This window comes from Streptomyces sp. NPDC087422 (assembly GCF_044744145.1).
Taxonomy (GTDB): Bacteria; Actinomycetota; Actinomycetes; order Streptomycetales; family Streptomycetaceae; genus Actinacidiphila.
This window is the reverse complement of sequence record NZ_JBIUXT010000005.1, coordinates 139,468-158,372: the sequence shown is the minus strand read 5'-3', so window position 1 is coordinate 158,372 and position 18,905 is coordinate 139,468. Positions and strand designations below refer to the sequence as shown.

Sequence of the window (18,905 nt, the reverse complement as noted above, 5' to 3'; positions counted from 1 at the left end):
GCGGTGAGGGCGGTGAGGGCGGTCGGGCGGTCGGGGCGGTCAGGCGGTCGGGCGGATAAAGCGGTGGCCGTCCGCCCGGCTCGCCTGCCACGCTCGGGGCGTGACCACGTTGTTCCTGATGGTCGGCCTGCCCGGGGCCGGAAAGACCACGAGGGCCCGCCTGCTCGCCGCGGAGCACGGCGCGCTGCGCCTGACACCCGACGAGTGGATGATCCCGCTTTTCGACAGGTCGGACGCGGACGGGAAGCGCGACGTACTGGAGGGCCGCATGCTCTGGCTCGGCCTGGAGGCACTCCGGCTCGGCACCGACGTCGTGGTGGACTACGGCTGCTGGTCCCGGGACGAACGGTCTGCGATCCGCTGGCTCACCGAGGCCGAGGACGCCCGCTTCCGCATGGTCTACCTGCCGGTGGACGACGCGACCCAGCGTGCCCGGATCGCCCGGCGCTGGGCGCGCACTCCCGCGGAGACCTTTCCGATGACCGACGCCGACCTCCTGCGCGGGCGAGCCCACTTCGAGGAGCCCGACGCGGCGGAGCGGACAGGCCGCGAGCCCGCCCCCGCCCCACCGCCCGGCTGGACGGACTGGCGCCACTGGGTCGGCCATCGCTGGCCGTCCTTCGCCTGACGCTCCGTCCCCGCGGCGCGGAAGGCGGGCCGGGTCAAGGGGATCTGACATTCGGCTGGCGGTCGCTGAATTCGGCTGGCGAGGACTTGTGGAATCTGACGGAGTCCTGAATCGGGGTGTCTTGAGCGGGGGCCGGTTTCCCTGGAACCTTGAGGTTGAGGTGCGGCGCATTTCCGCTGCCGGTGTGGCCTCGACTTTCCCGACCGCGCGAAGAAGGATGTGTGATGACCGACTCGATCGATTCTCGTCAGCTGCGCGTGGTGCGCGGTTGTGCGACTCCTGAGGAACTGGCCGCGCTTGTCGCCGTGCTCTTCGCCCGTACGGCGGCGGGTCCCGATCTGCCGGTGCCGGGGGACGTGGTGTCGGTGCCCGCCGCCCGGTGGCGGCGGTCGGAGCGGGTGCACCTGTTCGACGCGCCTCGCGTCTGGCACGCGTACGCGCGCGCGGCCGGATGAGCCGCCGAGGTCCTGCGGATGAGCCGCTGAGGTCCTGAGCCATGAGGAACCGGCCGGCTCCCGCCCCGAGGGCGGGGGCCGGCCGGTGGGGTGTTCAGGCGGTCGGGAGCAGGGTGCTGAAGTGCCGGTAGAGCAGACCGGTGCCGCCGAGGTCCTTCAGGACCGGCTCCCAGACGGCTTCGATGTGGGCGACGGCGTTGGCCTCCGTCACCCACTCGGAGAAGCTGAGGACGCTCGTGCCGTCCACGCTGATGTGCATGTTCGCCGATATCCCGCCGGGGTAGTCGCGGTCCTGGCCCTCGGTGGCCTCCTCGCCGGCGAACAGGGCGTCCACGAAGGCGCGGGCGGCCTGGTCGTTCTCCGCGCCGAAGAAGGCCACGGGGAAGGACTCGGCGACGGGGGCGGGGTCGGCGATGCCGGAACCGCGGACCGCGCGGTACAGGCGGTAGGGCACGGGCGCCGGGGCGCCGGGGACGGCGGACGCCGTGTCGGAGAGGCTGCCCTCCTCCTTCAGGGACTGCCGCAGCGGCTCCTCCGCGGACCACTGCGCGTAGGTCAGCACCGAGTCGCCTTCGCTGCTCGTGTAGACCGTGAGCGACAGCAGCTCCGGCGGCCACTCGCCGGACCGCCAGTGGGCGACGACGGCTTCCGCGGTCTGCGCCGCCTTTCCGCTCTCCGTCGGGACCGTGCCGACGAGCACGATGTCGCTCTGGGGATTCTCGATGACGGGCCGCGAGGTGGACGCGTGGGACATTCTTCGGCTCCTCGGGAATGAGGTGGCTCCACGAAAGGCGCGGGCCACGGCGTGGTACGGAACATTCTCCGACCAGCGGTGACCCGCGCCCAGGAATCCCGGCTCAGGATTGTGAAAAGAACATCAATTCCGCTTGTGACACCTTCTGGAGACCGTCAATTCCCGCCGGGACCGCCGGTCCGCCCCCGGTGCTCCTCCAGGATCCGCTCGGTGGCCGCGTCGAGGCGTTCGGCCGCGTCCGGCGCGAAGGACCGGTCCTTCACCCCGATCCGAAGCCCCTCGACGAACGCGCTCAACGGCTCGGCGGGAGGGGCGTCGATGGCGTCGACGATCGGCGGGAGGGCGGCCTCCACCGGCTTGGCGAACGACTGCATCGACAGGATCTGACGCAGCGTCACATCGTCGTACTCGCCGGAGAAGCTCGTCGCGGTGACGCCCGGGTGGATCAGGACGTAGCGGATGCCGCTGTCCCCGTACCGCTCGGCGAAGGTGACGCCGAGCAGGTCGTTGAGCTTCCCGCCCTGGCCGAGCGCGGCGCCGCCGTGGTAACCGTGGCGCAGCTCCAGGTCGTCCCAGCGGACCACGCTCAGACTCGCGCCGGGACCGGCCACGTTGACCACCACGGGCCGTTCGGCGGCGGACAGCGTGTCGACCAGGCCGTGTCCGAGCAGGTAGCGGCTGAGGTAGAACAGCGCGAAGTTCTCCTCGATGCCGTCGGCCGTGAGGGCGCGCTCGGTGCGGTAGTGGCGGGCGCACAGGACCAGGGCGTCGATCGTCGGGAACCGCGCGCGCAGCTTCTTGAGGACCCGTTCGTTCTCGCCCAGCAGGCTGAGGTCGGCAGGGATGAAGAAGGCCCGGTCCTGGGCGCCGACGGTCGCGGCGGTCTCCAGGAACGCCTTCCCCTTCACCTCGCTGCGGCCGATGACGACGACGGTGTCGCCGTTGCCGAGCCGGGTGGCCGCCAGCGCCTTTCCGATGCCGTCGGTGCCGCCGGCGATCACAATGGTCTTCACAGGGTGTCCCCTTGGGCGGCCAGGGAGGCGGGAGCCTCCGCGGAGCGGATGTCGGAGCCGACCGCGGAGTCGGCATGGGAGTGGACGTCGGCGGTGACGTCGGAGTTCACGTCGGCGTGCTGTTCCTGCGGCGTACCGCCGTCGGATTCCTGCGGCTTGGGACGGCCCGGCAGTTGGGTCGCGGCGATCAGGGCGAGGACGAGCGCGCCGGTCACGCCCCAGTATGCGTGCCGGAAGCCGCCGAGGGCGTCGCCGCTGCCCGCGCTCTGGACGAGCAGCGCGACCAGCGCGATGCCGATCGCGGCGCCGAGCTGGTTGAGCATGTACAGCACGGTGCTGCCCTGAGGCACCAGATGCGGCGGGAGCGTGCGGTAGAGGGAGGCGATGGTGGGCGCGCCCACGCTGCCGAGGCCGAGGCCGATCGTGAACGCCACCACGGCCGTCCAGACTTGGGACGTGTCCGCGCTGAGCTGGGTGAAGGCCAGCGCGCTCAGCGTGGCGACCGCGCCGCCGCACATCACCAGGGTCCGTGAGCCGACCTTGTCGGACAGCCGTCCGGTCAGCGGCATCGACAGGGCCGACCCCACACCGAGCGGAGCGAGCAGCAGCGCGGACGCGAAGGTGTCGTGGCCGCGTACCTGCTGGTAGTACAGCGGCAGCGCGAACAGGCTGGCGAAGGTGGCCAGACCGACCAGGGCGCCGACGGTGACGCTGGCGGAGAAGCTGCGCGAGGCGAACAGCCGCAGGTCGATGAGCGGTTGCGTGGTGCGCTCGCGCAGCGCGTGGACGGCGTAGGCGCCGAGCAGCACGACCGCGGCGACCAGCGGGACGAGTACCTGCCAGGCGGAGAACTCGGTCCGCTCGGCGTACTGCGACAAGGTCAGCACGGCGGCCGCGACGCCCGGGCCGATCAGCGCGACGCCGACGGTGTCGAGTTTGCTCACCGGCTGCTCGCCGGTCGGCTTGTCGTCCGGGATCACCCGCAGGGCGAGCACCAGCGCGAGCAGGCCGATCGGGACGTTGACCAGGAACATCCAGCGCCAGGACACGCCTTGCAGGATGAATCCGCCGATCACCGGGCCGAACACCGGGCCGCTGGAGCCGACGACGCCCATGAGGCCCATGACCCGTCCGATCCGGCTGGGTCCGGCCGAACGGGCCAGCAGGGTCAGCATCAGCGGGTCGAGCAGACCCGCGCCGAGTCCCTGGAGCACGCGGAAGGCGATCAGGCTGCCGATGTTCCACGCGAGTCCGGAACTGATGGAACCGGCGAGGAAGATCACCAGGCCGAGCAGCCACAGCCGTCGACCGCCGAACCTGTCGACGGCCCAGGTGGTGACCGGGATGCTCACGGTCAGGGCGAGCAGATAGCTCGTGGACACCCAACTGACCGCGCTGAGTGAGGTGTCGAAGTCCTTGACCAGGGTGTCCGCTGCGACGGCGATCATCGAGCCGTCGAGGATCCCCATGATCCCGCCTAACAGGATCACTCCGATCAGTCGCCGCAGCGCGGGGTCAAGGCCCTCGTTCGACGGATGCGCCATGAGTCTCTCCGGTGGCGTGAAGTGGCATGAGGTGGCGTGAGGTGGCCGCGCGTCAGATGGCGGCACGTCAGATGACAGCGAGCCAAATTGCACTCGCCAGTGCAGATTAGGGCACCACTCAGGACGCTGACAACGTCGGTGGGCAACAAACTGCACCGGCCGGTGTAACTCAACGCCCGTATCGGGTACGCTGCGAGGGTGGGCGGAACTGCGACACCGGCATCAGGCAACCGAACGGCCTCGCGAGGCCGCATCGACAAGCGTCAGGCGATCCTCGACGCGGCCTTCGCCGTGTTCGCCAAGCGGGGGTACGCCGGTGCGTGCATGGAGGAGATCGCCGAAGTGGCGGGCGTCGCCAAGCACACCGTCTACAACCACCTCGGCGACAAGGAGAACCTCTTCCACGCCGCGATGGAGGCGACGGGGAACGCGGTGATGGACGGAAACCTCGCCCTGGCCGAGCAGTTGACGGTCGAGGGCGGCGCGAACGGCCGAAGCGGCGAGGCCGACGAGGAGAGCGGGGACGGCGAGGGCTCCGACCCGGTCAGGTCCCGCTTGGAGGAGGTCGGATACCGCATGCTGCTCCAGTGTTGCGACCCCCGCTCCTGGGCGCTGCGCCGACTGCTGCACGCGGAGATCACCCGCTTCCCCGGACTGCTCGAAGTCGTCTGGGGGCGCGGCGCCGACCGGCTCCGGCAGACCCTCGCCGACCGGATGGCCCGGCTCTCCCTGGCCGGTCTGCTGCGCCCCTGCGACCCCGTCGAGGCCGCGGAGCAGTTCCTCGCTCTGCTCACGGGCCCCATGGAGGCGCGGTCCCAACTCGGCACCCGACCCGTACCGGACACCGAACTCCACACCGTGGCCGACGCCGCGGTCGACACATTCCTGCGCGCGTTCCGAGATGTCCAGCAGAACCGCTCCCTGCCGGTGACCGCTCCCTGACCTCTGACGATTCGACACGGTTTACCGCGCCTTCCCGCGAACGGATATCTCCGAAGCGGATCCGCGAAGTCCGTGTGTCCTCGCATGAACTCCCTGGCTCGAATCGATGAGAACGGTTTGAGAATCCGCGCCGCGGATCAGCACTAGATGGATGTGTCCACCTAACAGCTATGCAGGCAATGGAGCTTGCGGCCGTGAATCCACCTTCGGTCCGTACAACTCCAAGGGAGATACCGTGCGCATACTCGTTGTGGAGGCGCAGGAGCACGAAGCCGCGGCCCTGGCCCGCAATCTGGAGCGGTACGGCCATGAGGTGACGACCGTGGATTCCGGAACCGCGGCTCTGGAGACCTTCCGGCAGGCGAACTTCGTCCTGCTCGACCTCGATCTCCCGGACATCGACGGCCTGGCCGTCTGCCGCAGCATGCGGGAGACGGGTGACATCCCCGTCATCGCGTTCGCCAGCGGCGGCACCGAGCTGGACCGGGTCCTGGGCCTGCGGGCGGGCGCCGACGACTGCATCGACAAGCCGTACGAGATCCGCGAGTTGGCGGCCCGCATGGAGGCCGTCATGCGGCGGCGGGAGCCGCGCCGACCGGTGGTCACCCCCAAGACGACGGTGTCGATCGGCGGTCTGCGGATCGACGCGGCCTCGCGCAAGGTGCAGGTGCACGAGAAGCCGGTGAAGCTGACCCGCAAGGAGTTCGACCTGCTGTACTACCTCGCGCGGCACCCCGAGATGGTCGTGACCCGGCAGCGGCTGCTCGCGGAGATATGGGAGATCCCGACGGTGCTCGCGGTCGGCTACCAGGCCAGCCGCACGGTGGACACCCATGTCAACTCGCTGCGCAACAAGTTGGGCCGGAGCAGTTGGATCGTCACCGTCCGCGGGGTCGGATTCCGGGTCGGCCTCGGCTGATCCGGCCCCCGGACCCGCCCGCACGGCAACGGAAAGGGAAGCGGAAGCGCGCGTACGGCGGGGGCCCCGCCGTACGCGCGCCCGCGTCACGCTCCGCTCAGCGCGGCATGTCGCTCACAGGTACAGCGAGTTGGGCTCAAGGCCGGTCAGGGACCTGCCGTACAGCTCGATGTTGGTGCTCGGCGTGATCAGGGCGTGCAGGGACGTCGCGTGCACGTCCCGCTGGATGCGGGTGATCGGCACGTCCCGGAAGATCGAGGAGCCGCCGCTGGCGGCGGCGAGGATCTCCACGGCCTGCTTGGTCTGCTTGGCGATCCAGCCGATCTGCACCCGGGAGAAGACCCGGTCGTCCTGGGACCACGGCTCGTCCCGCCGGATCTTGTCGGCCAGCAGATCGGCGAACCGGTGGGCGCGGGCCTCGGCGTCCTCGATCAGCAGGGCCGCCTCGCCGACCTGGAGATGCGTGATCGGCGCCTCCAACTGGCTGGGGTAGCTGGTGTACGTCAGCGGCCGGCCGGGGAGCCGCTCCAGGAAGCTGGACAGGGCGTACTTGGCGGCGCCGACGAGCTGGCCCGTCTGTATCACCGTGGCGCTGACCAGCATCGGCACCCGGTAGGCGCCCTTGGCCGCGTTGGCCTGCGACTTCGAGACGTTCTGGTAGAAGTCGGCGCCGGAGATCACCCGGTGGTCGGGGACGAAGACGTCCTTCGCCACGGTGGTCACACTGCCGGAGCCCGCCAGGCCGATGGTGTTCCAGTCGTCGACGATCTCCAGTTCGGAGATCGGGATGAGGGCGAAGACCGGCAGGGTCTCCCCCGCGGGTCCCTCGGGCATCGCCGCGGTGATCTTCCAGTGGGCATGCAGCACGCCGCTGTTGTAGCCCCAGCTACCGTTGAACAGATAGCCGCCGTCGACCCGGGTCGCCTTGCCGGACGCGGCCGTCGTGCCCGTCACGCGGACATGGGGCTCGGCGAACACCTCGTCCAGCGCCTCGTCGGGCCACAGGCCGACCATCCAGGTCAGCGAGGCGTAGATGGACAGGACGAAGGCGGCCGAGCTGTTGCCCTTCGCGACTTCGGCCAGCACGTCGACGAAGGCGCGCGCGTCCGACTCGTATCCGCCGTACTGCGTGGGCACCTGCATCTTGAGCAGACCCGACGCCTCGATCGCCTCGATGACGTCCTGCGGGAGCCTGCGGTTCTCGTCGATCCACAGCGCCCGGGAGCGCAGCAGGGGCACGAGTTTCCCCGCGGCCTCGACGAGATCGTCCCGGGACGGCGCGGTGGTGGTCATGATGGGTTCCTCCCGATGTGGGTAGCACTTGACGCGCCCGCTGCCGGGCACCGGTATTCCGGACGGTCCGCGCGCTGACATCGCCGGCGGGAAAGGGGAGTTGAGAACGGAATGCGTTCGGTGCTCTGATCACCGACCGACCGTTTTCCCGATCCTCGCACCCTCGGCGAAGCGGCGGCGAAGGAGCCGGGGAAACCTACGGTTCGCCCGCAGGTTTGTGTCGCACTGCCGGGGATTCCCCGACCGCGCTCAGTACCATGACGAGTTCGCCTCTGCCGGAGATGGCGAGTTTGCGGTAGACGCCCGACAGATGGAATTCGACGGTTCTGACGTTGAGGAAAAGGGCTTCCGCAATGCGCCGGTTGCTGTATCCGGCACGGGCCAGCTGCGCGATTCTGGCCTCCTGCGGGGTGAGTCCGCGCGGGGCGCCCGGTCCGCCCAGCCGCCGCAGCGCGGACTCGGCGCGGTGCGCCCAGAAGGTGTTGCCGCAGGTGCGCGCGACCGCGGCGGCGGCCGTGAACCGGCTCCGCGCCCCGGCCGCGTCCTTGCGTTCGGCCCGCAGCGAGCCGAGGTCGTAGAGGGCCTGAGCCACCTCGCCCTGGGCGTCGGCCAGGCGGAGCAGATCGACGGCCTCCTCCAGCAGTACGAGGGAGGTCTTGTCGCGGCGTGCCACGGCGACGGCGCGCAGGGCCGTCCCCAGGACGCGCGCCGACCCCCACTTCCGCGCGGCGACGAGTTCGTCCTCGGCCAGGGCGACGGCGAGGTCACGGCGGCCCGCGACCGCGGCCCCGAGCGCGCCCGCCGAACGCCAGGCGACCACCGCGGGATTGTCGATGCCGTGCGAGGCCAGCAGCCGGCCGCTGCTCAGGCAGTCGTCGATCCCCTGCCGGAACTGGCCCGCGGCCAGGTGCAGCGCGCCGCGCGCCGCCAGGACGTGGGCCCGGTCGTGGCCTTCGAGGTCGAGCGCGCCGACCATGCCGTTCTCCTGGAGCACCGTCCACGCGCCGTCGAGGTCGCCGGTCCCGACCAGCGCCTCGGTCAGCCAGACCGCGGCGAGGGGGACGCGGGTACCGGACCGGCCCCGGGCGAGGACCGCGCGCAGAATGCGTACGGCCCCGCTCGTATCCCCTCCGAGCAGCTTGATCCGTGCGCGCAGCAGGGCCAGCGTCTGGCGGTGGCGGACCGAACCCGACCAGAGCGGTTCGCGGGCCAGCCGGGCGCAGTGCGCGCTCGCGGACGAGGTGTCCCCCGCGTACAGCAGGGTCAGTACGGCCTGCCACACGCTGTCGGCGTCGGCTCGCCGCTCGTCCGCGGCGAGCAGGCGCTCGGCCTGGCGCATCGCCGTGGAGCGGTTCACCCCGCGGTGGGCCAGTTCGAGGACGCGGGGGGCCGCGGACACCTCGGTCTCGTCGGGACGCGCGCGCTCGCCGTCGTCGGCGCGGCGGATGCCCGGTGCGGGCGGGTGCGCCGCCGCGTATTCCTCGTGACGCCACCGTGCGACCGCCGAGGGTGCCTCGGCGAGACGCAGCGGCGCGGATTCGTTCCTTCCGCCCTGCACGGTGGACTCCGTTCGGTAGGTCGGTGGGCCGGTGGGCCGATGGGCCGATGGGCGCGCGGATGTGACGTGGTGTCAGGCGGTGAGGCTGTGCAGGAGGTGGTAGCGCTTGAAGCCGATCGGCCGGACGCCGGGAGTGTCGTGGGTGGCGCGCAGGGTGGCCGCCCGCGTGGCGCCCTCAAGGAACGAGATGTGCGCCTCGTCGCTGGTCCACTCGGCGTAGTTCAGGACGCGGGTGCCGTCGGTGCTGAGGTGGAAGTTGGCCGAGAGCAGGCCGGGGTGCTGCGCGCCGGGGGCGCTTTCGAGGGCGCCCGCGATCGACTCGACGATGTGCTCCTGCGGGGCGGGCCCGTCCACGTCGAAGGTCGCGACCACGAAGCTGGACGGCACCAGCGGCCCCTTGTGCAGCACGATCGCGCGGCGCAGCGTGTACGCGACCGTCGCGGCGCCCGCCAGTCCCGTCAGCCCCGAGGTGAAGTCGCGGTGGGCCGAGGCTCGCGAGGTCTGGAGGTAGGTCAGCACCGTGTCGTCCTCGGTGCTGAGATACGCGGAGGCCGACAGGAGCCCGGTCGGCCAGTCGGCGGCGCGCCACTGCTCGACGGTCTCGGCCACGGCCTCGACCCCGGACTCGCGGTCGGGGACGTGCCACTGCGCGACGTGCGCGGCCGTGCTGTCGGCGCGCCGGATGTCCGGCGGTGCGGAGGAGATCTGCTGGGTCATTGCCGTCGTCCTTCCAGAGGACCGGGGTCCGGGGGTTCGGGGCGGGAAGCGGCCGGTGCGTGGGGAGTCACCGGCCGGGTGCGCGCTCAGCGCGGGTACGGATCGAGCGCGGGCTCAGCGCGGGTACGGATCGGGCGCGGGTTCAGCGCGGGTACGGATCGGGCGCGGGCTCAGCGCGGGTACGCGCGCTCGGCGCGGGCCGCCCGCAACGCGTTGCCCCACCAGTGCAGTTGGTCCAGGAGCAGTCCGGCCGACAGGACGCTCGGCTCCGGGTCGATCAGTCGGCCCGCCTCGTCGAAACGGTTTCCCGCCAGGGGAAAGGCGACGTTCTCCCGTACGGTCAGGGTGTGCACCTCGGCGAAGACCTGCCGGAGCTGCTCGACGGCGCGGATGCCGCCGCTGAGGCCGCCGTACGAGACGAAGCCGACCGGCTTGGCGGTCCACTCCTCGTAGAACCAGTCGACGGTGTTCTTCAGCGCGGCCGGGAAGCTGTGGTTGTACTCGGGCGTGACCACGACGAAGGCGTCGGCCGCCACGAGCACGGAACGCAGCGCTTCGCGGGTCCTGGCCGTCTCCAGCGACACGTCCTTGCCGGGCCCCGGCAGGACCAGCGGCAGCGGATGGTCGATCAGATCGACGCTCTGCACGGTGAATTCGGGGCGTTCCTTGACCTGGGACAGGAACCAGTCGGCCACGGCGGGACCGAGCCGCCCGTCGCGGACGCTGGCGGTGATGATGGCGAGGGAGAGCTGGTCATCCGTCATGGTGCGACCTGTCTGTGAGGGGTACGGAGTCCGGTCAGTGCGGCCAGCAGGCCGATCCCGGAGACGGCGGTGATCAGGGTCAGCGCCGGGCGGTGACCGTGGTGGGAGCCGAGCAGCGCCGCGGTGGCCGGGAGCATCACGACGGCGCCGACCTGCACGGCGGTCTGGAACAGCGGGACGGCCGCGGCCCGTTCGGCGGGCGGCAGCGCCCCGGTCGCCTGGAGATTGAGGGCGGCGAAGGAGAGCACGAACCCGGCGCCGACCAGAAGGAGCGTCGGCAGCATTCCCGTGAGGTAGGAACCGCTGTCGGGCCGCCACAGGTAGAGGGCGTAGCCCAGCAGCGGCGCGGTCGCGCCGAGGGCGATCAGCCGCCCGGTGCCCCACCGCGCCGTCATGGCTCCGGCGAAGGGCACGGTCACGGCCAGCGGCACGCACGCGGGCAGCAGGGCGACCGCCGACTGCCAGGGAGACCAGCCCAGTTGGCGCTGGGTCTGGAAGATGAGCAGCAGCAACAGGCTCTGGTACGTGCCGTTGAGACAGGCCGCGCCGACGGCGGAGCGCAGCAGTTGGCGGTTGCGCAGCAGCGCGGGGGTGACGCGCGGGGCCGGGACGGCGCCCCGGTCGCGCGGGATGATCCGCAGGGCGAAGACCAGCAGGATCAGGGCCACGGGCGCCGGGAAGAGAAAGGTCCAGCGCCAGCTCTCGGTCAGCAGCGCGCCCGACAGCAGCAGTCCGACCGTGAAACCGGCCGCGCCGAACAGGGCGTAGACGGAGACCGCCCGCCGCTGCTGCGGTCCGCTGGGGAAGGTGGTGCCGATGATGGCGAGACCGGTCGGTGCGGTGAGCGCCGCGCTGAGCCCCTTGACCACCCGGGTGGTGATCAGCAGGGCCGCGCTGTCGGTGAGTCCGCCGACCACCGAGGCGGCGGCGAAGAGCAGCATCGCGGCGAGGTAGACCCGCCTGCGGCCCAGTCGGGCGTTGAGCCGGGGGCCCAGGACGAGCAGCGTGGCGAATCCGACGGCGAAGCCGCTCATCAGCCACTGCGCCGTCCACAGGTCAAGGCCGAGCGCGGCGCCGATGGAGGGCAGCGCGACGAGCACCAGGGAGACCTCGATCGCGTCGAGGATCATGTTGGCCGACAGGATCAGGAGGACGGTCCAGAGCCGGGCGTCCCAGCGCGTCGATTCCGCCGCCGGTCCTGTGCCCGTGCCCGTTCCCGTGGCCTCGGCGTCGGGGTCGGCACCGGCATCGGCATCGGCATCGGCATCGGCATCGGCATCGGAAGAGTCGGTCCACGAGGGAGCTGTCATGAGGGGCCGCCGTGTCTGTGTCGGATGGGGTCGCGGTGTCGGCTTCGGCGTCGGGTCCGGCTCACGGCAGCAGCGCGGGCAGCTTCTCGGTGACGAGCCGGATGTTCTCGGCGACCAGCTCGTCCGGCATCCCGGCGATGCTCGCCCAGAAGATGAGGTGCTTGACCGGCAGGTCACCGGTCAGTTCCTTGATCCGGACGGCCGCGTCCTCGGGGGTGAGGATGTCGAGCAGGCCGCGGGTGTCCTCGGCGTTCGGGTCGCGGAGATCCTCGGCGGTGAGCAGCGGTTCGGACTTCTCCCGGCCCTCCACCGACAACTGCCGGTAGGAGTTGACCTGGTGGGCCAGGTGCGGCGCGACCTGGTGCCACGCCTTCTCCGGGTCCTCGGCGAGGATGATGGGCATCAGGTCGCTGACCCGGGCCGCCTGCGGGTCGTGGCCCGCCTCGACCAGGCCCTTGCGGTAGTGCTTGAACATGGGGCGCGAGATGTGCAGCAGCCCGATGCCCAGCTCGCCCGCGAGCTTCGCGCCGCGCGGACCGTAGAAGCCGCCCCACAGCGGCGGCGGGTCCTGGATCGGCAGCGGCGAGATCACCCGCTCCTGCCACAGGCGCAGGATCTCGCGGATGTTGCGGCCGGTGCCCGCGAACCGGCGGCCGAAGTCCGCGCCGAACAGCTCGTATTCGGGCACCCGGTACCCGGCGCCCAGGCCGAGTTCGAGCCGGCCGCCGCTGATCAGGTCGACGAGCGCGGCCTGTTCGGCGAGGTCGACGGGGTGGTGCAGCGCGGGCAACACCACCGAGGTGCCGATCCGGGCCCGCCGGGTGCGCGCGGCGACGGCCGCCGCGACGGTCAGCGGCTGCGGCAGATAGCCGTCCTCGAAGCGGTGGTGCTCGGTGAACCACAGGCCGCCGACACCGCGTTGGTCGGCCTCTTCGCAGAGTTCCAGAGTATGCGCGTAGTGGTCGGCCCACGGCCGGTGCCACTGCTCGGGGTTGCGCAGGTCGAAGAGGAGTCCGACGTCCATGCCACGATCCTTTTCACTGGGGTGGGTTGCCGTGCTTGCGGTGCGGCAGGTCGGCGCCCTTGGCGCTGAGCATGTTCAGGGCGCGGCAGAGCACCGGCCGCGTCAGGCGCGGGTCGATCACGTCGTCGACGAGGCCGCGTTCGGCCGCGTAGTACGGATGGACCAGCTCGTCGCGGTACTCGGCGATCTTCTGGGCGCGCATGGCGGCCGGGTCCTCGGCGGCGGCGATCTCGCGCCGGAAGACCACGTTGGCGGCGCCCTCGGCGCCCATGACCGCGATCTCGTTGGTGGGCCAGGCGAAGGCCAGGTCGGCGCCGATGGAGCGGGAGTCCATGACGATGTACGCGCCGCCGTACGCCTTGCGCAGGATCAGTGAGACCCGCGGCACGGTGGCGTTGCAGTACGCGTAGAGCAGTTTGGCGCCGCGCCGGATGATGCCGTTGTGCTCCTGGTCGACGCCGGGCAGGAAGCCGGGGACATCGACGAGGGTGACCAGCGGGATGTTGAACGAGTCGCAGAACTGGACGAACCGGGCGCCCTTCTCACTGGAGTCGATGTCCAGTACGCCCGCCATCGCCGCGGGCTGGTTGGCGACCAGGCCCACCACCCGGCCCTCCAGCCGGGCGAGCGCGCAGACCAGGTTGGGCGCGAACGCGGCGTGCACTTCGAGGAATTCGCCGTCGTCGACGATCTCCTCGATCACCCGCCGGACGTCGTAGGACCGGTTGCCGTCGGCGGGCACCAGGTCGAGCAGTGCCTCGGACTCGCGGTCGGGCGGATCCGCGGTGATGGCGCGCGGCGGCAGTTCGCGGTTGTTGGCGGGCAACAGCGAGAGCAGATAGCGGACTTCGGCCAGGCAGGTCTCCTCGTCGTCGTAGACGAAGTGGGCGACCCCCGAGGTCGCGGCGTGCACGTCCGCGCCGCCGAGGCCGTTCTGGGTGATCTCCTCGCCGGTCACCGCCTGGACCACGTCCGGGCCGGTGATGAACATCTGCGAGGTCTCCCGGACCATGAACACCAGGTCGGTGAGGGCCGGACTGTAGGCGGCTCCGCCCGCGCACGGGCCGAGCATCACGCTGATCTGCGGGATCACCCCGGAGGCGCTGGTGTTGCGCCGGAAGATCCCGCCGTAACCGGCGAGCGCCGAGACGCCCTCCTGGATACGGGCGCCCGCGCCGTCGTTGAGCGAGACCAGCGGGGCGCCGGCCGCGATGGCCAGGTCCATGATCTTGTGGATCTTCTCGGCGTGCGCCTCTCCCAGCGCGCCGCCGAAGATCCGGAAGTCATGGGCGTACACGAAGACCGTCCGGCCCTCGACCGTGCCCCAGCCGGTGACCACACCGTCGGTGTGCGGCTTCTTCGCCTCCAGGCCGAAGCCGCTGGCGCGGTGCCGCCGCAGCCCTTCGACCTCGGTGAAACTGCCCTTGTCCAGGAGCAGTTCGATCCGCTCCCGCGCGGTGAGCTTGCCGCGTGCGTGCTGTCGTTCGGTCGCCCGCGGATCGGGTCCCTGCCGGACCCGTTCCTTCAGGGCGCCGAGTTCGGACGTGCGGTCCGCGATGCTTCCCGGGACGTCTGTCGGCATGCCGGGCCACCTCCTCTCCCGTTCGATTCGGTCGGTTCCTGCTCCCCTTGGGCGGTCAGCCCAGCAGCGTGCCGCCGGTGGCGTCGATGAAGGCGCCGGTGATCCACCGGGCCTCGTCGGTGGCGAGGAAGGTGACCACGTCCGCGACGTCACCGGCCTTGCCGACCCGCTTGAAGGCCGAGAGCTGAGCCATCTGCTCGACCGCCTCGGGGATGTCGAAGACGGCGCTGCCGTTGTCGGTGATCCCGGGCGCGACGCTGTTGATGGTGATGCCGCGCGGCGCCAGGTGGCGGGCGAGGTGCAGGGTGAGCTGCTCGATCGCGCCCTTGGTCATCGCGTACGCGACCTGGTCGGGGTTGGCGACCCGGGTCAGGCCGGACGAGATGTTGATGATGCGACCGCCCTCGGGGATCTGCGCCAGGGCGCGCTGCACGATGAGGTACGGGGCCTTGGCGTTCACCGCGAAGAACAGGTCGAGTTGCTCCGGGGTCACGTCCTCGGGGGCGATGCCGCTCGCGCTGGTCGCACCGGCGTTGTTCACCAGGATGTCGAGGGTGGTGCCGCCGGACCGCTCCTTGAGGCCCTTCTCCAGGCCGAGGAAGAGTTCGTGCACATCGCCGGGCGCGCCCAACTCCGCGCGGACGGTGAACGCCTGGCCGCCGTCCTTCTCGATGAGTTCGACGGTCTCCTGGGCCGCCGCCTCGTTGGCGGCGTAGTGCACGGCGACCAGCGCGCCCTCCCTGGCCAGCCGTACGGCGATGGCGCGGCCGATGCCGCGGCTGGAGCCGGTGACGAGCGCCGTCTTGCCGATGAGCCTGCTCATGATGCCTCTCCTGGGGTGACGTCATCTGTGGTGGTCTGGTGTGGTGCCGCGGGGCCGGACGGGTCGGGGTCGACGGGGTCGGGGTCGGGGTCGGCCGGACCGGGTTCGGCGGGGTCGGGGGCGGCGGCGCCGAGGCCGCTGATCGCGCGGGCCAGATGGCGCCGGGCCGAGTCGATCTCCAGCAGTTGGCCGAAGACCGACCGCAGGCCGTCCACTTCGGGACCGCCGAGCAGCAGCCGGGCCTGGGCCTGGATGTTGGTGAGCGTCGCGGCGCCGATCCGGTGCCGGGTGTCGTGGTAGCTCTCCAGCAGGGCCGAGCCGCTGTCCTCGCTGCCCCCGTCGCCCTTGGCGATCTGTTCCGCGAGCTTGCGGCCGAGGTCGGCGGCGTCCTGGAGGCCGAGGTTGAGCGCCTGGCCCCCGACGGGCATCTGCACATGGGCCGCGTCGCCCGCGAGGAGCACCCGGCCCTTCACATAGCGGGTGGCCTGGATCGTGGTGTTGTCGAAGGCGTTGAGCCAGACCGGGGTGCCGGCGCCGATGTCCTCGCCGGTCACCAGGGCCCAGGCCCGGACGACCTCGTCCAGGCTCGGGGCGCCGGTCCGCCGTCCAGGGCCGGTGCCAGTTCCGGTGCCGGTGCTGGGACCGGTGCCGGTGCTGGGACCGGTGCCGGCTTCGGCTTCGGCGGACGGACCGCTGCCTTCGTCGTGCACATGGACCATCACCCGCGTGCTGCCGTCGGGCCAGCGGAAGGCGGTGGCGAGCCCGTTCGGATGCCGCTCGAAGCGCCGGTTGGGGATGTCGATGCCCGCGAGGTCGGCCCGGAGCATCTCCAGCGTGCCGTCCCCGCCGTCCACCTCGAATCCGGCCAACTGCCGTACGGTGCTGCGCTCGCCGTCGCAGCCGACCACGTAGGAGGCGGTCAGGACGCCCGGTTGTGAGCCCAGTTGGATGAACCCGGCCTCCACCCGGTCGGTCCGCGAACGCAGGCCCGTCACCGCGTGCCCGCGCAGCACCCGCGCGCCCAACTCCGTGGCCCAGGCGTACAGCACGGCCTCCAGACGCGCCTGGGCGCACTTCCACTGCCCGGCCCAGCGGCGGCCGGGAGCCGCCGCGGTCAGGTCGAGGCGCAGGCCGCCGAAGTGCCCGGGGCCGCCGCTGGGCAGCGTGCCCAGCCGTGTCAGCAGCCCGCGTTCGTCCAGGATCTCCATCGTGCGGGTGTGCAGCGTGGACGCCCGGGACTCGGTGGTCGGTTCGGTGAGCTGCTCCAGCACGGTCACCCGCGCTCCGCCGAGGCGCAGTTCACCGGCGAGCAGCAGCCCGACGGGGCCTGCTCCGACCACGACGACGTCGGTGTCCAGTGGGCCCGCCATGCTCAGCGCCGCGCTTCCGCGTGCTCCTTGGCGTGGTTCAGCGTGGCCCGGCTGTTGTTGCCGAGCGCCTCACGGATGAACCGGCGCGCCTCCTCCACCCCCGCCTCGGGGCCGAGCACCTTGCCGATGTTCTCGGCGTTGAGCACGACGGTGTGCTGTGAGGTGGCGGTGGTGACCCCGTCCTCGCCCTCCTCGAAGGTCCAGTAGCCGGTGTGCAGGTCGAGCAGCGCGGGCAGCGTGGTCTGCTTGTAGGCGATCTTGTGGTGGGGGAAGCAGACCCGGACCGACTCGGTGGTGTGGGTCGAGCCGTCCTTGGTGAGCGTGTCCATCCGCAGGGTCTGGAGGCCCGGGGTGTCCTCGGTGAGTTCGACCTTGGCGACGTGCGGCAGCCGCTCGGTCCACAGGTGGGCCTCGTTCACGAAGTCGAAGACGTCCTTGGCCGCGCCCTCGACCCGCACGCTGTCCTCGAAGGACAGGCTCAGCCCTGCGTCCTGCGCCGACAGCTCCAAGTTGGTCTTCAGGCCCGGCAGTTCGGCCCGGCTGTTGCGGTCAACCGCCTCGTCGATCCATCGCAGACCCTCGGGGTCGTCGTCGATCGCGCGGTAGCTGTGCAGCAGCCGTACCCGCGACTCCCGCTCCCCCAGCCGCTCGATGATCCAGGTGCCGGTCATCTCGGCCACCGGGGGCGCCGAGACCTCCTGCCAGAAGCGGATACGCAGGGCCTCCGGGTCCAGCGTCCGCCGCGAACTCCAGTTCTTCGCCTCGCCGTTGGCGGTGGCCCAGATCCGGATGCGCTCCTCGTTCCCGTCGCGTTCGAGGTAGTCGACGTAGACGGACGGCGGGAACAGCCGGGGCCAGTTCTCGACCTCGGCGAGCAGCCGGTAGACGTCGGCGGCGGGGGCCCGCACGGTGATCTCGTGTTCGACCTCACGGGTCGTCATGTCACAGCTCCGATCGGTGGTGGAAAGGACCGCGGGACCGGGCGGTCGTCCGCGGTCGGTCAGGGGCCGGTCAGGGGTCGGGCAGCGGTCGGTCAGGGGTCGGGCAAAGGGCAAACGGGATCGGCCGGAGATCGGCCGGAGATCGGCGAGGGCTCAGAAGTTGCCGAGGCCGCCGCACACGTTGAGCGCCTGCGAGGTGATGGAGGCGGCGGTGTCGGAGGCGAGATAGCCGACCAGTCCCGCCACTTCCTCGGGCGAGGAGTAGCGGCCGAGCGGGATCTTGGACTGGAACTTCTGGAGGATCGCGTCCTCGCTCGTGTCGTAGGCCGCCGCGTAGCCCTGCCGGACCCGCGCGGCCATCGGCGTCTCGACGTAGCCGGGGCAGACCGCGTTGACCGTGATCCCGGTCGGCGCCAGCTCGTTGCCCAGGGCCTTGGTGAAACCGACGACGCCGTGCTTGGAGGCGGAGTACGGGGCGCCGAGCACCACGCCCTGCTTCCCCGCGGTGGAGGCGATGTTGATGATCCGGCCGCGGCTCTTGTCGCGCAGACCGCCCGTGTTCAGCACCTCACGGGTGACCCGGAAGACGCTGTTCAGGTTGGTCTCGATCACGTCGTACCACAGCTCGTCGGTGATGTCGGCGGTCACTCCGCCGCCACTGCGGCCCGCGTTGTTGACGAGCACGTCGATGGTGCCGAAGCGGTCGACGGCCGCCTGGACGAACGACCTGACCTCCTCGTCGCTGCGGATGTCGACGACCGCGCCGTCGACCTCCAGCCCCTCGGCGCGCAGTTCCTTGACGGTGGCCGCGACGTTGTCGGCGTTGCGGGCGCCGATGAAGACCCGGTGCCGCTGGCCGGCCAGCAGGCGGGCGACCGCCAGGCCGATACCGCTGGTCGCGCCCGTCACCAGGGCGACCCGCTCCGTGTTCTGCGACATGTGCCGTCTCCTCAGACGCTCGGGGCAGCGGAGAGCTGCGAGTTGACGGCGTCGATGAGGCCGCGCGGTGTGACCGCGTCGGTCAGGGCGGAGTCGTCGAGCGAGATGTCGTACTCGCGCTCGATCCGGCTGCCGGTCTCCAGCAGGGCGAGCGACTCGTAGCCGAGCGCCTGGAACTCGGTGTCGATGATGTCGCCGCTCAGGTCGACGCCCTCCTCTTCGCCCGCGGCCTCCAGCAGGATGCGGCGGAGGTCGTCGAGGGTGAACGGGCTGGTGGTGGACATGTCCGGTGCCTTTCGTGGTGGGGATGGTGGCCGGGGCGCGCGAAG

17 protein-coding genes and 1 pseudogene are annotated in these 18,905 nt (G+C 71.2%); 4 read left to right on the top strand and 14 right to left on the bottom strand.

The annotated features are described in order from the left end of the window. Window positions 1-100: 100 nt before the first annotated feature. Together ACIO6U_RS17780 and ACIO6U_RS17775 are read left to right on the top strand one after the other, a co-directional pair. Entirely contained in the window at window positions 101-628 is a 528-nt protein-coding gene (locus ACIO6U_RS17780) for an AAA family ATPase (RefSeq protein ID WP_401719991.1), read from the top strand. A gap of 224 nt (window positions 629-852) precedes the next feature. Then, window positions 853-1,083, top strand: coding sequence for an acyl-CoA carboxylase subunit epsilon (locus tag ACIO6U_RS17775; RefSeq protein WP_355335427.1), 231 nt, complete (start codon window positions 853-855; stop codon window positions 1,081-1,083). Between the two features lie 94 nt (window positions 1,084-1,177). On the opposite strand, the gene ACIO6U_RS17770 is transcribed toward ACIO6U_RS17775, so the two are convergent. The 3 genes from ACIO6U_RS17770 to ACIO6U_RS17760 form a co-directional block, all read right to left on the bottom strand. Continuing rightward, window positions 1,178-1,837 (bottom strand): hypothetical protein, encoded by a 660-nt coding sequence (locus tag ACIO6U_RS17770; RefSeq protein WP_355335430.1) that lies wholly within the window; start codon window positions 1,835-1,837, stop codon window positions 1,178-1,180. A 155-nt stretch (window positions 1,838-1,992) separates the two neighbouring features. After that, entirely contained in the window at window positions 1,993-2,850 is an 858-nt protein-coding gene (locus ACIO6U_RS17765) for an SDR family NAD(P)-dependent oxidoreductase (RefSeq protein ID WP_401719987.1), read from the bottom strand. Next, window positions 2,847-4,394 (bottom strand): DHA2 family efflux MFS transporter permease subunit, encoded by a 1,548-nt coding sequence (locus ACIO6U_RS17760; RefSeq protein ID WP_391048207.1) that lies wholly within the window; start codon window positions 4,392-4,394, stop codon window positions 2,847-2,849. Before ACIO6U_RS17760 ends, ACIO6U_RS17765 begins: the two co-directional genes overlap by 4 nt. Window positions 4,395-4,592: 198 nt before the next feature. On the opposite strand from ACIO6U_RS17760, the gene ACIO6U_RS17755 reads away from it, so the two are divergent. Further along, the gene (locus ACIO6U_RS17755; RefSeq protein WP_401719983.1) at window positions 4,593-5,336 is read left to right on the top strand and encodes a TetR/AcrR family transcriptional regulator; all 744 of its coding nucleotides are present in this window, start codon (window positions 4,593-4,595) and stop codon (window positions 5,334-5,336) included. A 235-nt stretch (window positions 5,337-5,571) separates the two neighbouring features. Continuing rightward, complete coding sequence (locus ACIO6U_RS17750; RefSeq protein ID WP_355335441.1) at window positions 5,572-6,255, top strand: response regulator transcription factor; 684 nt, start codon at window positions 5,572-5,574, stop codon at window positions 6,253-6,255. Between the two features lie 114 nt (window positions 6,256-6,369). Here the strand turns inward: ACIO6U_RS17750 and ACIO6U_RS17745 are convergent, their stop codons facing one another. The 11 genes and pseudogenes from ACIO6U_RS17745 to ACIO6U_RS17695 form a co-directional block, all read right to left on the bottom strand. Beyond that, window positions 6,370-7,548, bottom strand: a complete 1,179-nt coding sequence (locus ACIO6U_RS17745; protein ID WP_355335444.1) for an acyl-CoA dehydrogenase family protein — start codon at window positions 7,546-7,548, stop codon at window positions 6,370-6,372. 196 nt (window positions 7,549-7,744) lie between these two features. Continuing rightward, window positions 7,745-9,106, bottom strand: coding sequence for a LuxR C-terminal-related transcriptional regulator (locus ACIO6U_RS17740; RefSeq protein WP_401719979.1), 1,362 nt, complete (start codon window positions 9,104-9,106; stop codon window positions 7,745-7,747). A gap of 72 nt (window positions 9,107-9,178) precedes the next feature. Then, window positions 9,179-9,823 (bottom strand): hypothetical protein, encoded by a 645-nt coding sequence (locus tag ACIO6U_RS17735; protein WP_355335450.1) that lies wholly within the window; start codon window positions 9,821-9,823, stop codon window positions 9,179-9,181. 170 nt (window positions 9,824-9,993) lie between these two features. Further along, window positions 9,994-10,587, bottom strand: coding sequence for an NAD(P)H-dependent oxidoreductase (locus ACIO6U_RS17730; RefSeq protein WP_355335452.1), 594 nt, complete (start codon window positions 10,585-10,587; stop codon window positions 9,994-9,996). Next, a complete protein-coding gene (locus ACIO6U_RS17725) occupies window positions 10,584-11,897 on the bottom strand; it encodes an MFS transporter (RefSeq protein WP_401719975.1) in 1,314 nt (437 codons plus the stop codon). Before ACIO6U_RS17725 ends, ACIO6U_RS17730 begins: the two co-directional genes overlap by 4 nt. A 61-nt stretch (window positions 11,898-11,958) precedes the next feature. Then, window positions 11,959-12,921 carry an LLM class flavin-dependent oxidoreductase gene (locus ACIO6U_RS17720; protein WP_391051276.1) on the bottom strand — a complete coding sequence of 321 codons (963 nt, stop codon included), beginning with the start codon at window positions 12,919-12,921 and terminating at the stop codon, window positions 11,959-11,961. 13 nt (window positions 12,922-12,934) lie between these two features. Then, window positions 12,935-14,503, bottom strand: coding sequence for a carboxyl transferase domain-containing protein (locus tag ACIO6U_RS17715; protein ID WP_391051274.1), 1,569 nt, complete (start codon window positions 14,501-14,503; stop codon window positions 12,935-12,937). Between the two features lie 55 nt (window positions 14,504-14,558). Beyond that, a pseudogene (locus tag ACIO6U_RS17710) lies at window positions 14,559-16,696 on the bottom strand (SDR family oxidoreductase). Between the two features lie 2 nt (window positions 16,697-16,698). Further along, the gene (locus ACIO6U_RS17705; RefSeq protein WP_355335462.1) at window positions 16,699-17,637 is read right to left on the bottom strand and encodes an aromatase/cyclase; all 939 of its coding nucleotides are present in this window, start codon (window positions 17,635-17,637) and stop codon (window positions 16,699-16,701) included. Between the two features lie 153 nt (window positions 17,638-17,790). Then, the gene (fabG, locus tag ACIO6U_RS17700; protein ID WP_355335464.1) at window positions 17,791-18,576 is read right to left on the bottom strand and encodes a 3-oxoacyl-ACP reductase FabG; all 786 of its coding nucleotides are present in this window, start codon (window positions 18,574-18,576) and stop codon (window positions 17,791-17,793) included. 11 nt (window positions 18,577-18,587) lie between these two features. Next, on the bottom strand, window positions 18,588-18,860 hold the full coding sequence (locus ACIO6U_RS17695; RefSeq protein WP_355335466.1) for an acyl carrier protein: 273 nt from the start codon (window positions 18,858-18,860) through the stop codon (window positions 18,588-18,590). Window positions 18,861-18,905: the final 45 nt, after the last annotated feature.